Genomic DNA, 13,481 nt, shown 5'->3' with positions numbered 1-13,481 from the left:
AAAGGGCCAATCCGTGAGGATCGACCCTGTGGTGGAGCGGAGGGGGGCTAGCCGCGCCCGTCTCCGCGGTTGTCCCATCTGTCGTTCAGTCGGTCCATGAAGCCGGACCCCTGGCGGTTGCCCGAGCGGGGCTTCGACGGACGGCCGACGTCGGGCAGGCCGGGCTCGGCGGCGCCGCCGGCGGCCGGGCGCATGGCCACGATCACGCCGCCGAGCATGAAGGCGAACCCGAGGATGCCGACGAGGGGCTGGCGCACGACCACGCCCGCGACGAGCACGGCGAGACCGAGGATGCCGAGCAGGATGCCGAGCACGAGGGCCCGGTAGTTGGTGCCGCCGCGCCCCTTGCCGACCGCCGCCACGAAATCGGCGTCGTTCTGGTAGAGGTTCCGCTCCATCTCATCGAGGAGCCGTTGCTCGTGTTCCGAAAGCGGCATCGTGACCCCTTCAGGGTGCGGCGTCGACCCTTTCGGGGATCGGCACCGGAATAGGCGGCGTCTGGGCTCGACCGGTCGGGCGGCGCTTCAGTGTAGACCGAGCCCGACGCAGGCACCAGGCACCTTCGGTGCATAGGCTGGTCGGGTGAACCACAGCTCTCGACTGGTCGATCGCGTCCAGCTCCGAATCGATGAATTCCTCACCGGGCGCACGCCAATTCTGCGCTCCATAGGAGAGGACGTCTCCGCCCTCGGCGACCTTTCGCGGGACTTTCTCAGCGGGGGCAAGCGGTTCCGCGCGCGCTTCTGCGAGGCGGGCTGGAACGCGGTGTCGAGCACCTCGAGCGAGGCCCATCCGAGCGGCTCCGATCCGATCGCGAGGGTGGGCGCCGGGCTGGAGCTGTTCCACGCCGCCGCCCTCGTCCACGACGACGTGATCGACAACTCCGACACCCGCCGCGGCGCTCCCGCGGCCCACCGGCGCTTCTCCTCCTTCCACGCCGACGGCGGCTGGACCGGCGACCGCGACGAGTTCGGCCGCTCCTCCGCGATCCTCCTCGGCGACCTCCTCCTGGTCTGGTCGGACGAGATCTTCGCCGCGGCGGAGTGGTCGCTCGGGGATCGAGTCGCAGCCGAGCGCGCGCGCGCGGAGTTCAACCTGATGCGCACCGAGGTCACGCTGGGCCAGTACCTCGACATCCTCGAGGAGAGCGCATGGGTGCAGCACCCCGAGCACGAGCACCTGCAGCGGGCGGAGCGGGTGGTGGTGTACAAGAGCGCGAAGTACAGCATCGAGGCGCCGCTGGTGATCGGCGGCTCCCTCGCCGGCGGCGACGACGCGCAGCTGGACGCCCTGCGCCGCTTCGGGCTCCCGGTCGGGATCGCCTTCCAGCTGCGCGACGACGTCCTCGGAGTCTTCGGCGACCCGGCGGTGACGGGCAAGCCGGCCGGCGACGATCTGCGGGAGGGCAAGCGCACCGTGCTGCTCGGCCTCGCCCGAAGCGCGTGCTCGCCGGACGAGCGGGCCGAGCTCGACGCGGTCGTGGGCCGGAGCGACGCCGACGCGGCGTCCATCGCGCGGGCGCAGGAGATCATCGCGGGCAGCGGCGCCCTCGAGCGGCTCGAGGAGCGCATCGACCAGGAGGTGGCCGCGGCGATCGCGGTCCTCCCCGACGCGCCGCTCCGCACGGAGGGCGTGAGGGAGCTGCGCGAGCTGGCCGCCCAGGTCACGGTCCGCACCTCCTAGGAGCGGACCGGCGGGATCAGGCCAGGGCCTGGGCGACCCGCCGGACCTCGGCCTTGCGCCCGGCGCGGAGGGCGACGATCGGGCTCGTGCCCAGGCTCTCCTCGACCGTCAGCATCCAGTCGACCGCCTCGTCGTCGGTGAAGCCGGAGTCGGCGAGCAGGATCGCGGTGCCGCGGATCTCGCTCATCGGCTCCCCGTCGCGGAGGAAGAGGGCGGGGACCTTCAGCACGCCGTCGCGGCGGGTGCCGAGCAGGTGGCGCTCCTCGAGGAGGCGGCGGACCCGGCCGGCGCCGAGCCCGGTCAGCTCCACGAGGTCGGGGACGGTCAGCCACTCGAGCTCGGAATCGGTCGAGGTGGCGGGGGAAGCGGACGAGTCGGTCACGCGTCAAGACTGCCACGAGCCCGGAGGGCCGCCAACTGCGGGCGTCCGGAGAAGGAGTCGGGCCCGTCCTGCGCCGCCCGGGCGTCGCTCACCGGTTCCCCCGGGGGTCTTGCCTAGACTCGTCGCGTGACCACCAGCCAGCTCGACCCTCTCCTCGGCCGTCTCGTCGACGGCCGGTACGAGGTGCGCTCGAGGATCGCCCGCGGCGGCATGGCGACGGTCTACCTCGCGCACGATCAGCGCCTCGAGCGCCGCGTGGCGATGAAGGTCATGCACGGCCACCTCTCCGACGACGCGACGTTCAAGAACCGCTTCGTCCAGGAGGCGCGCTCCGCCGCCCGTCTCGCCCACCCGAACGTGGTCAGCGTCTTCGACCAGGGCCAGGACTCGGACATGGCCTACCTGGTGATGGAGTACCTCCCCGGGATCACCCTGCGCGACCTGCTGAAGGAGCGCGGCCGGCTGACCGCCCAGCAGGTCGTCGACATCATGCACTCCGTGCTCTCGGGTCTCGCCGCCGCGCACCGCGCCGGGATCCTCCACCGTGACCTCAAGCCCGAGAACGTGCTCCTCGCCGACGACGGCCGGATCAAGATCGGCGACTTCGGCCTCGCGCGCGCCGCCTCCGCCAACACCGCCTCCGGCCAGGCCCTCCTCGGCACGATCGCCTACCTCTCCCCCGAGCTGGTCACGCGGGGCACCGCCGACACCCGCAGCGACATCTACGCCATCGGGATCATGATCTACGAGATGCTCACCGGAGAGCAGCCCTTCACGGGCGAGCAGCCGATGCAGATCGCGTACCAGCACGCGAACGACTCCGTCCCGTACCCCAGCGCGACGGTCGCCTCCGTCCCCACCTCGCTCGACGAGCTCGTCCTCTGGGCGACCGAGCGCGACCCGGACATGCGGCCCCGCGACGCCGGTGTCATGCTCGCGCAGCTGCTCGAGGCCGAGCGGCTCATGGGCATCACACCGAGCGACCGCCGCGGCGACACGCAGGCGGTCACCCCGCTCCCGGCGCCCGTCGCCGATCCGGCGCCCGCGACGGCCGTCTTCGATACGGCGGAGCCCGGGCAGACCTCGGTCTTCGACCCGGCGCCGGCCCCCGGAGCGGTGCTCGTGGTCGACGAGGACGACGACACCGTCGCCCGGCTCGCGAGCAGGCGCCGCGTCCGACGGCGCCGCGGCGTCCTGCTCACGGTGGTCGTCCTCCTCCTGGCGCTCATCGGCGGCGGGACGGCCTGGTGGTTCGGCGAGGGACCCGGCGCGATCGTGTCGATCCCGGACGTCGTCAGCCAGTCGCAGCAGGACGCGACGGCCCAGCTGCAGGCGCAGGGCTTCGAGGTGCAGCCGCAGGAGACTCCCGACCTCACCGTGCCCGCAGGGACGGTGGTGAGCTCCGATCCGCCCGGCGGGCAGGGGGTGCACAAGGGCTCCGTCATCACGCTGACCGTCTCGAGCGGGCCGCGCCAGCTGCCGGTCCCGTCGCTCGCCGGCCTCTCGGAGGCCGACGCTGCCGCCGCGGTGACGGGCGGCTCCTTCACCGTCGGCGACGTCTCGAAGATCTTCGACGCCGACGTCGACGCGGGTGTGGTCGTCTCCGCCTCGCTGCCTGACGGATCGGCGCTGCCCGAGACGATGTCCGAGACCAGCACCATCGCGATGGTGGTGAGTCTCGGACCGATCCCGAACGTCGTCGGCCTCTCGATCGACGACGCGACGGCGAAGGCGGAGGCGGCCGGTCTCGCCCTCGACCGCAGCGGCGAGGACTGGAGCGACACCGTGGCCGCGGGCGTCGTCCTCACGCAGGCGAACCCGGAGGCGCCCGCCGTGACCGGCGACACCGTCTCGGTCGTCGTGTCGAAGGGGCCCGAGCCCGTCGCCGTGCCGAACGTCGTGGGGATGAACCGCGACGAGGCGAAGGCGGCCCTCGAGGCGGCGGACCTGTCGTGGAGCTACTCCCTGACGACGCTCGGCCCGCTGATCGACGCGGCGCCGAACGAGCTGACCAAGGTCACGAACCAGTCCAACAAGGCCGGCGATCTCGTGCAGCGCGGCACGACGATCCAGCTGTCGATCACCATCACGACCTGACGCCGCCGGTCGAGCCCCTCGGCGGGGACTCGACCGGCGGTCGGGGTCGGATCAGATCGCGCGGCCCCGGAGCTCCTCCGCCACGAGGAACGCGAGCTCGAGCGACTGCATGTGGTTGAGGCGCGGGTCGCAGACCGACTCGTACCGGGTGGCGAGCGTCGCCTCGTCGATGTGCTCCGAGCCGCCGAGGCACTCGGTGACGTCGTCGCCTGTGAGCTCGACGTGGATGCCGCCCGGGTGCGTCCCCGCGGCGCGGTGCGCCTCGAAGAAGCCCTTGACCTCGTCGACCACGTCGTCGAAGCGACGGGTCTTGTAGCCGGTCGGCGTCGTCAGCCCGTTGCCGTGCATCGGATCGGTCACCCACAGCGGCAGGGCGTCGCTCCGCTTGACGGCCTCGAGCAGCGGCGGGAGGGCGTCGCGGATCCTCCCGGCACCCATGCGGGTGATGAAGGTGAGGCGACCGGGCTCCCGCTCGGGGTCGAGCTTGTCGATCAGCTCGAGCATCGTCTCGGGCGTGGTCGACGGGCCGAGCTTCACGCCGATCGGGTTGCGCACCCGCGACAGGAAGTCGACGTGAGCGCCGTCGAGCTCGCGGGTGCGCTCGCCGATCCAGATGAAGTGGCTGGAGGTGTTGTACGGCGTGCCGGTCCGCGAGTCGATGCGCGTCATGGGGCGCTCGTAGTCCATCAGCAGGCCCTCGTGGCCGGTGTAGAACTCGGTGCGCTTCATGCCCTCGAAGTCGGCCCCGCACGCCACCATGAACTTGACCGCGCGATCGATCTCGCGGGCCAGCTGCTCGTAGCGCTGGTTCTGCGGGTTCTCGGTGAAGCCCTTGTTCCAGTAGTGGACGAGGCGCAGGTCGGCGAATCCGCCCTGCGTGAAGGCGCGGATGAGGTTCAGCGTCGAGGCGGCGGTGTGGTAGCCCTGCACGATGCGGCGCGGGTCCGCGGCGCGCGACTCCGGGGTGAAGTCGTAGCCGTTGACGATGTCGCCGCGGTAGGCGGGCAGGGTCACGTCGCCGCGGGTCTCGAGGTCGCTCGAGCGCGGCTTCGCGAACTGGCCGGCCATCCGGCCCATCTTGATGACGGGCATGCTCGCGCCGTAAGTCAGGACGACGGCCATCTGCAGCACGGTCTTGACGCGGTTGCGGATCTGCTCGGCGGTCGCTCCGGCGAAGGTCTCGGCGCAGTCGCCGCCCTGCAGGAGGAACGCCTCGCCGCGGGCCGCGGCTCCGAGACGCTCGCGCAGCTGGTCCACCTCGCCGGCGAACACCAGCGGAGGGAGCGCGGCCACCTCGGCGGACGCCGCTCGCACGGCCTCCGAATCGGGCCACTGCGGCTGCTGCTTGATCTCGAGCTCGCGCCAATAGTCCAGGCCGGCGACCACGGAGGGGGCGGCGAGGACGTACGGTTCGTTCGGATCGATGACCACGAGGGTGTTCCCGGTTCTGACGGGCGCCAGCGGCGCGCGGAGGGCCGCCGTCCGGACGGACGGCAGCGGTTGACGAGCTTATCGCCTGGCAGAGCGCTCGGCCGGGAGGGGGCCCCGGCGTCGAGCGCGCGCTCAGCGGGTGAGGGCCGCGCGCTTCTCCTTGACCGAGGTCGCGTAGACGTCGAGGTACTCCTGGCCGCTCAGGGCGAGGAGCTCGTACATGATCTCGTCGGTGATCGAGCGGAGGATGAACCGGTCGCCCTCCATGCCCTCGAAGCGGCTGAAGTCGAGCGGCTCCCCGAAGACGATGCCGATGCGGCCCAGCTTCGGCAGGCGCTTCCCGATGGGCATGATGCGCGCGGTGTCGATCATGGCGACCGGGATGACGGGCACGCGGGCCTCGAGGACCATGCGCGCGACACCGGTGCGGCCGCGGTACATGCGGCCGTCGGGGCTGCGCGTGCCCTCGGGATAGATGCCCAGGGCGTGGCCGCCCGCGAGGACGCGGAGGCCCGTGTTGAGCGAGGCCTCCGACGCCTTGCCACCGGAGCGGTCGATGGGCAGCATCCCCGTGGCGGTGAAGAACGTCCGCGTCGCCCAGCCCTTGAGGCCCTTGCCGGTGAAGTAGTCGCTCTTGGCGAGGAAGACCATGTTCCGCTCGATCACCAGCGGGAGGATCACGGAGTCGATGAAGGAGAGGTGGTTGCTCGCGAGGATCACGCCGCCGTTCTGCGGCACCTTGTCGGCGCCGACCACCCACGGCCGGAAGATCGTCTTCAGGAGCGGGCCCGCGACGATGTGCTTCATGAACCAGTAGAACATCGGGCTCCTCGGCGGTGCGGCGGATCGGGTGCGGCGGGTGCCGCTAGAGGGAGCTCGCGTGCAGGCGCGCCAGGTCGGCGGCCCCCACGACTCCGGCGTCGTTGACGAGCTCCGCGATGCGGAACTCGGGCTCGGGGTGGTAGCCCCGGGCGGGGAGGTTGTCGAGGTAGGCCTGGCGGATGGGGTCCAGCAGGAGGTCGCCCGCCTGCGCCACTCCGCCGCCGATGACGAACATCTGCGGGTCGAGGACGGCGCTCAGGCTGGCCGCCGCCTCGCCCAGCCAGTGGCCGAGCTGGCGCAGCGCCGCGAGGGCGCCGAGGTCTCCGGCGGTGATCAGCTCGGAGATGAGGTGGCCGTTCAGCTCGCCGCCGTTGCGGGCGCGGGCGTCGGCGATGCCCTGGCCGATCCCGCCCGCGTCGGCCAGCTCGCCGGCGAAGCGCTGGAGCGCGCGGCCCGAGCCGTACTGCTCGATGCAGCCGCGGGCGCCGCAGCCGCAGGGCAGGCCTCCGGGGACGACGCGCATGTGCCCGATCTCGGCCGCGGCGCCGAAGCCGCCGCGCAGGAGCCGGTCGTTGATGACGATCGCGCCACCCACTCCGGTGCCGATGGTGAGCATCAGCATGTCGCTGACGAGGCGGCCCGAGCCGTAGCGGAACTCGGCCCAGCCGGCGGCGTTCGCATCGTTCTCGATGATGATCGGCAGGTCGATGCGGGCCGAGAGCTTCTCGCGGAAGGGCTCGTTGCGCCAGTTGATGTTCGGGGCGTAGTAGACGATCGACTGCGAGGCGTCGATGAAGCCGGCGGCCGCGACTCCGACCGCGGAGACGTCTCCCGGGAGCAGGCCGGAGCGCAGATGCTCGACCATCTCGACCACGACGTCGACGATCAGCTCGGGGTGCCCGGCGGGCGTGGGCCGACGGTCCTCGCGGAGGATCCCCCCGAACTCGTCGACCAGGGCTCCGGCGATCTTCGTGCCGCCGATGTCGATCCCGATCGCGTGCACGCGAACCGCCTTCCCGTCGCCACCGGCGCGGCAGCGTCGGCGGGCCGCCCTGAGCGGCGGCCAGGACGAGTGTAGTGACCGCGAGCGCTCCGATGCGGCTCAGCGGCGAGACCCGGCGACGCGTGTCGGCCCTCCTCGCGGAGCCACCCCTGGATCGTTACCCTGAACGGATCCACAGCTTGCGCCGCGCCGGTAGGGTGGAGACGACGTTCATTCAGGTACCGAAGGAGTTGCCGTGGACCAGTTCGATTCCCCCCTGGTGGTTCCGGCCGATCCCCAGGCCAACACGACCGCCCTCCTGCTGGACCGCGTCCGCGAGACGCCCGATCGCCCGCTCTTCGCGCTGCCCGACGGCGACGGATGGCGCGATGTGACGGCGCAGGAGTTCCTCGACCAGGTCACGGCCCTCGCGAAGGGCTTCGTCGCCGCCGGCCTCGAGCCGGGCGAGAAGGTCGGGCTGATATGCAAGACGCGCTACGAGTGGACGCTGATCGACTTCGCCGTCTGGTTCGCCGGCGGGATCCTCGTCCCGGTGTACGAGACCTCCTCCCCCGCGCAGGTGCAGTGGAACCTCGCCGACTCCGGCGCGCACGCCGTGATCGTCGAGACCCCCGAGCACTTCGCCCGCTTCGACGAGATCCGCGCCGACCTTCCCGAGGTCCGACTCGCCTGGCAGATCGGGCTGGGCGATCTGGACAAGCTCGTCGCGCGCGGCGTCGACGTGCCGGACGCCGAGATCGAGCGCCGCCGCTCGCTGGCGACCGGCACCGACATCGCGACGATCATCTACACCTCCGGCTCCACCGGCCGCCCCAAGGGCTGCATCATCCGGCACTCGAACTTCGTCGAGCTCAGCCGCAACTCGGCGGTCGCCCTGACGGAGCTGATCCACCAGCCCGGCGCGTCGACGCTGCTGTTCATCACCACGGCGCACGTGTTCGCCCGCTTCATCGCGATCCTCTGCGTGCACGGCGGGGTGAAGGTGGGGCACCAGGCCGACACCAGGCAGCTGCTCCCCTCACTCGCGTCCTTCAAGCCGACGTTCCTCCTGGCCGTGCCGCGCGTGTTCGAGAAGGTCTACAACTCCGCCGAGCAGAAGGCCGAGGCCGGGGGGAAGGGGAAGATCTTCCGCCGCGCGGCCGACGTCGCCGTCGCCCACTCGATGGCGCTCGAGGCGGGCTCGGTGCCGCTCGCGCTGAAGCTGCAGTTCCTCCTCTTCGACCGGCTCGTCTACTCGAAGCTGCGCACCGCCATGGGCGGGAACGTCCGCTTCGCCGTGTCCGGCTCGGCGCCGCTGGGAGACCGGCTCGGGCACTTCTTCCACAGCCTCGGCATCAAGATCCTCGAGGGCTACGGCCTCACGGAGACGACGGCGCCCGCCACCGTCAACCGCACCGAGCGGTTCAAGATCGGCTCGGTGGGCCCGGCGATGCCCGGGGTCTCGATCCGGATCGCGGGCGACGGCGAGATCCAGGTGCGCGGCATCGACGTCTTCGGCGGCTACTGGAACAACGAGGCGGCGACGGCCGAGTCGTTCGACGGCGAGTGGTTCCGCACGGGCGACCTCGGAACCCTGGACGAGGACGGGTACCTGCGCGTCACCGGGCGGAAGAAGGAGATCATCGTCACCGCCGGCGGCAAGAACGTCGCTCCGGCGGCGCTGGAGGATCCGATCCGCGCGAACCCGCTGGTCGGCCAGGTCGTCGTCGTCGGCGATCAGCGCCCGTTCATCGCCGCTCTTGTCACGCTCGACTCCGAGATGCTGCCGACGTGGCTCGCGAACAACGGGCAGGACAAGGGCCTCTCACTCGAGGACGCGGCCGTGAACCCGGTTGTTCTGGCCGAGGTGCAGCGGGCCGTCGATGCGGCGAACGAGCGCGTGTCCCGTGCAGAGTCGATCCGGAAGTTCGTGATCCTCCCGACCGAGTTCACGGAGGCGAGCGGTCACCTGACTCCGAAGATGAGCATCAAGCGGAACGTCATCCTCGCCGACTTCGCCGACACCATCGCCGCCGTCTACTCCGCCGCCCCCGCCACCGAGGGCATCTCCCTCCGCTGACCCCGCGCTCTCCCGCCGTTACCAGCAGGCCGTTCCGATCGCAGCCGCCTCCGAGAAAGCGCGCCCAGCTCTATCCCGTCGGCAGAACGCCCGACGCTCTCCTCGACGCGCCCCTGTCGCGGTGCCGACCGCGCCGGGCCGGGCAGGGACCGGCTCCCCCTCAACACAGCCGTATCCGGGAATGCGCGTCCCAGCGCTTTCCCGTCGGCGGAACGCACGACGCTCCACAGAACGCGCCCACCTCGAAAGGCCGACCGCGCGGAGCCGGGCAAGGACCGGCTCCCCCTCGACACAGCCGTATCCGGTGAAGCGCGTGCCAGCGCTTCACCGTCGGCGGAACGCACGACGCTCCATGGAACGCGCCCACCTCGAGCGGCCGACTGCGTGGAGCCGGGCAAGGACCGGCTCCCCACCAACACAGCCGTATCCGGGAAAGCGCGTCCCAGCGCTTTCCCGTCGGCGGAACGCCCGACGCTCCCCAGAACGCGCCCACCTCGACAAGCCGACCGCGCCGAGCCGGGCAGGGACCGGCTCGGAATCCAACTCAGAACCAGTCGGATTCCCGGACGGCCTTCATGGCGGCGCGGCGGTCGTCCTGGGAGAGGCGGTCGAGGTAGAGGCGTCCGTCGAGGTGGTCGCATTCGTGCTGGAGGGCCTGGGCCATGAGGCCGTCGCCTTCGAGGACGATCTCGTTGCCGTCGAGGTCGGTGCCGCGGACCTTCGCGTGCGGGTAGCGGATCGCGGGGTACCAGAGGTTCGGGACGGAGAGGCAGCCCTCGTCGACCGGTCGCGGGTCTCCGCTGAGCTCGATGATCTCGGGGTTGAGGATGTACCCGATGACGCCGTCGACGTTGTAGCTGAAGGCGCGGAGGTTGACGCCGATCTGGGGGGCTGCGACGCCGGCGCGTCCGGGCGGTCGGACGCTGTCGACGAGGTCCTCGACGAGGCCGCGGACGCCGGCGTCGACCGTCTCGATGGTCGTGGACGGGGTCTTCAGCACCGGGTCCCCGAAGATGCGGATCTGGCGTTCGGTCATGTGGTGCGCTCCCTCAGGGCCTCCTCCGCGCTCAGGAGGGCGTTCTCGACGACTTCGCTCGCTGCGGGGTGCGGCCAGTACTGGCTGCGGGCGAGTCCGCGGATGCCGGTGCCGGCGCTGGCGGCCTGGACGAGCGGCTGAATGAGGATACTGGCCTGCGGCCCGATGATGTGCGCGCCGAGGAGGGCGCCGTCGATGCCGACGACCAGGAGGCAGGCGCTGGAGTCGTCCTCGAGCGCCCAGCCGAAGGCGGTGGAGCCGTACTCCTGGGTGACGGTGACGACGTCCAGGCCCTGGTCCCGCGCTTCGGCCGCGGTGAGCCCGAAGTGGGCGATCTGCGGGTGGGCGAAGATCGCGCCGGGCACCGGCGAGAGGGTGTTGGAGAGCAGCTCGCCCGGGTGCAGGAGGTTGTGCGCCACGAGGCGCGCCTCGTGGTTGGCGACGTGCTTGAGCTGCCAGCGCGACGACACGTCGCCGAGGGCGAAGAGGCCGGGCACGGGGCGTCCGCCGGAGAGGACGCGCTGCTCGGTGTCGACGCTGATCCGGCCGTCCTCGTGCAGATCGATCCCGACGGAGGCGGCGGCGACCGTGTCGCTGTTGGGGTCGCGGCCGAGCGCGACGAGCAGCAGGTCGGTCTCGACCGTCGTGCCGTCGCTGAGGGCGACGCGGAGCCCGTCAGGGCGGGCGTCGACGCTCTCGGCGCTCACTCCGGTGAGCACCGTGTACCGCTCGGCGGCGATCCCGGTGAACCGGCGCGAGACGTCCTCGTCGAGGGCGCGAAGGAGGCGGTCGCCGCGGACGGCGACGGTCACGGCCGTGCCGAAGGAGGAGAAGACGTGGGCGAACTCGACGGCCACGGCGCCGCCGCCGAGGATCAGCATCCGCTCGGGGAGCTCGTCGAGCCGCATGACCGAGGACGAGTCCTGGATGCGGGGGTCCGGCTCGTACGCGGCGAGGAGCGGCCTGGGCCGCGAGCCGGCGGCCACGACCACCTGCGGAGCACTGATGCGGGCACCGCTGGCGCTGACGAGGACGTGCGGGCGGTCGCCGTCTCCGAGCGACTCGAAGCCGAAGCTCTCGCGGAGGACGGTCACGTTCGGGGAGCGCTGATCGCGGTACTCGAAACCGCCCTCGCTGATCGCGTCGATCCGGCCGAACACACGGTCGCGCACCTCGGCCCACTCGGGGCGGCGGAGGCGGGAGTGGACGCCGATCGGGCCGCCCTGGTCGACGTCGGTGATCACGTCGGCGACGTGGACGAACATCTTGGTCGGGATGCAGCCGGCGTTGAGGCAGGTGCCGCCGAACCACTCCCCGTCGTCGAGGATCGCGACCCGCAGGCCGTCGAACTCCGGACCGACGATCGAGTTGCCGGAGCCGGCCCCGACGACGATCAGGTCGAAGGCGTCGGTGGACGCGTCGGGTCCGTCGGTGCGGTCCTGGTGCGCGGCGGACGCCGCCCCGGAAGCCCGGGGCTCAGACACGTCGGACCGGCATGCCCTCGACCACGAGCGCGGCGAGCAGGCGTGCGGCGTCCTTCGTGCCCTCGCGCAGCTGCTCCCACTTCACCACGGAGCCGGCGGCGAGCACCGGGTCGTAGGGGATGCGGACGATGTCGCGGACGCGGGAGCGGAAGTGCGACTCGATCTCCTCCAGCTTCACCAGGCTCGTGCCCTGCGTCGCCGTGTTGAGCGCGACGACCGCGTTACGCACCAGGGCGCCGTAGCCGTTCGCGTCCAGCCAGGTGAGGGTCTCGGAGGCCAGGCGGGCCTCGTCGACGCTGCCGCCCGAGACGATCACCACTGTGTCGGCGCGCTGCAGCGTGGGCCGCATCACCGAGTGCACGATGCCCGTGCCGCAGTCGGTGAGCATGATCGAGTAGAAGCGCTCGACCAGATCGGCGACCACGTTGTAGTCGTCCTCGTCGAAGGCCTCGGAGAGCTGCGGGTCGGTGTCGGAGGCGAGGACGTCGAGGCGGGTCTCGTCGCGGGAGACCATCGTCGAGAACTCGGTGAATCCGGTCACGCCGGCCGCGCGGTTCACGACATCGCGGACGGTCGCCCGCGTCTGCTTGGGGACGCGCTCGGCCAGGGTGCCACGGTCGGGGTTCGCGTCGACCGCGATGATGCGGTCCTCGCGCGCATCGGCGAGGGCCATGCCCAGGAGCGTCGTGACCGTCGTCTTGCCGACGCCGCCCTTGCGGGTCATGACCGGGACGAAGCGGGTGCCGCCCTCGAACTGCCGGCCGATCCGCTCGTCCATCGCCTTCCACGCCTTCACCTTCGCGGAGTCGCCGAGGTTGACCGTGTGGAAGGTCAGGCCGTAGAGGAAGCGGTGCCAGCCGCCCGTTGGAGCGGGGCGGGTCTTGCGGTTGACCTCCAGGAGCCTGTCCGGGGTGAGCATCGACGCCGACTCGGGGACGGCGGCGCTCGGCGCGGACGGGGCGGGAGCGGCGCTCGAGGACTCGGCGCGGAGGCGGTCGCGGCGCGTGGGGACGGCGGCGGGCTCCCCCGCGGACTCGGACGCCGCGGGCTTCTCGGCGGACTCCGCTCGGGCGGGGATCCCCGCCGAGACCGGTTCGTTCGCGCCGGACGGGTGAGCGGGAGCCGGTGCGGGGGTCGGAGCAGGACTCGGCTCCGGGGGCACGAGAGCGTGCGAGCGCGAGGGCGGCAGGCCGAGGCGGCCGACGTCGATCGCGTCCTCGTCCTCGACCGGAGCGGGGGCGGTGGAGCGGCGCCGCGGGCCGGGCGGGGTGATCCGCACGCCGTCGGGCAGGAGGGTCGGAGCGGTGTCGCTCGCTCGCGGGGAGTACTGACCCGATTCCCGAGCAGCGTCCATGGCGGTCCGCGGCGTGGGACCGGTGCCGGTGTCGGGCTGTTCGTCGTTGCGCTCATCCATGCGAACGAGCCTCCTTCCGCTCAGGACGAGTGTACCGGCGGGCCCGGATCGCGCCGGGCGGCTTGGTCGG

The 13,481-nt window shown here is 71.7% G+C and carries 11 protein-coding genes; 3 read left to right on the top strand and 8 right to left on the bottom strand.

Going from position 1 to position 13,481, the window contains the following annotated elements:
* Positions 1–47: 47 nt before the first annotated feature.
* The gene (locus C5D04_RS01495) at positions 48–437 is read right to left on the bottom strand and encodes a DUF3040 domain-containing protein (protein WP_104295641.1); all 390 of its coding nucleotides are present in this window, start codon (positions 435–437) and stop codon (positions 48–50) included.
* 145 nt (positions 438–582) lie between these two features.
* Between C5D04_RS01495 and C5D04_RS01490 the strand changes: the two genes are divergently transcribed.
* Positions 583–1,683: a polyprenyl synthetase family protein gene (locus tag C5D04_RS01490; protein ID WP_104295640.1), complete on the top strand. Its 1,101-nt coding sequence runs from the start codon at positions 583–585 to the stop codon at positions 1,681–1,683.
* A 16-nt stretch (positions 1,684–1,699) separates the two neighbouring features.
* On the opposite strand, the gene C5D04_RS01485 is transcribed toward C5D04_RS01490, so the two are convergent.
* Positions 1,700–2,065, bottom strand: coding sequence for an Rv2175c family DNA-binding protein (locus C5D04_RS01485; RefSeq protein ID WP_104222583.1), 366 nt, complete (start codon positions 2,063–2,065; stop codon positions 1,700–1,702).
* A gap of 126 nt (positions 2,066–2,191) precedes the next feature.
* On the opposite strand from C5D04_RS01485, the gene pknB reads away from it, so the two are divergent.
* Positions 2,192–4,162, top strand: a complete 1,971-nt coding sequence (pknB, locus tag C5D04_RS01480) for a Stk1 family PASTA domain-containing Ser/Thr kinase (RefSeq protein WP_104222582.1) — start codon at positions 2,192–2,194, stop codon at positions 4,160–4,162.
* Positions 4,163–4,213: 51 nt separating this feature from the next.
* Here the strand turns inward: pknB and C5D04_RS01475 are convergent, their stop codons facing one another.
* From C5D04_RS01475 to C5D04_RS01465, 3 genes are all read right to left on the bottom strand, one after another.
* The gene (locus tag C5D04_RS01475) at positions 4,214–5,548 is read right to left on the bottom strand and encodes a class II 3-deoxy-7-phosphoheptulonate synthase (RefSeq protein ID WP_104295653.1); all 1,335 of its coding nucleotides are present in this window, start codon (positions 5,546–5,548) and stop codon (positions 4,214–4,216) included.
* 177 nt (positions 5,549–5,725) lie between these two features.
* Positions 5,726–6,415 carry a 1-acyl-sn-glycerol-3-phosphate acyltransferase gene (locus C5D04_RS01470; protein ID WP_104222581.1) on the bottom strand — a complete coding sequence of 230 codons (690 nt, stop codon included), beginning with the start codon at positions 6,413–6,415 and terminating at the stop codon, positions 5,726–5,728.
* Between the two features lie 43 nt (positions 6,416–6,458).
* Complete coding sequence (locus C5D04_RS01465; protein ID WP_104222580.1) at positions 6,459–7,418, bottom strand: ROK family glucokinase; 960 nt, start codon at positions 7,416–7,418, stop codon at positions 6,459–6,461.
* Positions 7,419–7,653: 235 nt separating this feature from the next.
* Between C5D04_RS01465 and C5D04_RS01460 the strand changes: the two genes are divergently transcribed.
* The gene (locus tag C5D04_RS01460) at positions 7,654–9,477 is read left to right on the top strand and encodes a long-chain fatty acid--CoA ligase (protein ID WP_104247148.1); all 1,824 of its coding nucleotides are present in this window, start codon (positions 7,654–7,656) and stop codon (positions 9,475–9,477) included.
* A 544-nt stretch (positions 9,478–10,021) separates the two neighbouring features.
* Here C5D04_RS01460 and def read toward each other — a convergent pair.
* The 3 genes from def to C5D04_RS01445 are packed head-to-tail and all read right to left on the bottom strand — an operon-like array spanning position 10,022 to position 13,411.
* On the bottom strand, positions 10,022–10,513 hold the full coding sequence (gene def, locus C5D04_RS01455; RefSeq protein ID WP_104225378.1) for a peptide deformylase: 492 nt from the start codon (positions 10,511–10,513) through the stop codon (positions 10,022–10,024).
* The gene (locus tag C5D04_RS01450) at positions 10,510–11,997 is read right to left on the bottom strand and encodes a mycothione reductase (RefSeq protein WP_104292462.1); all 1,488 of its coding nucleotides are present in this window, start codon (positions 11,995–11,997) and stop codon (positions 10,510–10,512) included. The genes def and C5D04_RS01450 overlap by 4 nt, the downstream gene beginning before the upstream one ends.
* Complete coding sequence (locus C5D04_RS01445; RefSeq protein WP_258068810.1) at positions 11,990–13,411, bottom strand: MinD/ParA family protein; 1,422 nt, start codon at positions 13,409–13,411, stop codon at positions 11,990–11,992. The genes C5D04_RS01450 and C5D04_RS01445 overlap by 8 nt, the downstream gene beginning before the upstream one ends.
* Positions 13,412–13,481 lie beyond the last annotated feature (70 nt).

The sequence above is a fragment of the Rathayibacter sp. AY1D2 genome, from assembly GCF_002932695.1.
Lineage (GTDB): Bacteria > Actinomycetota > Actinomycetes > Actinomycetales > Microbacteriaceae > Rathayibacter.
This window is presented reverse-complemented; position numbering and strand designations above follow the sequence as displayed.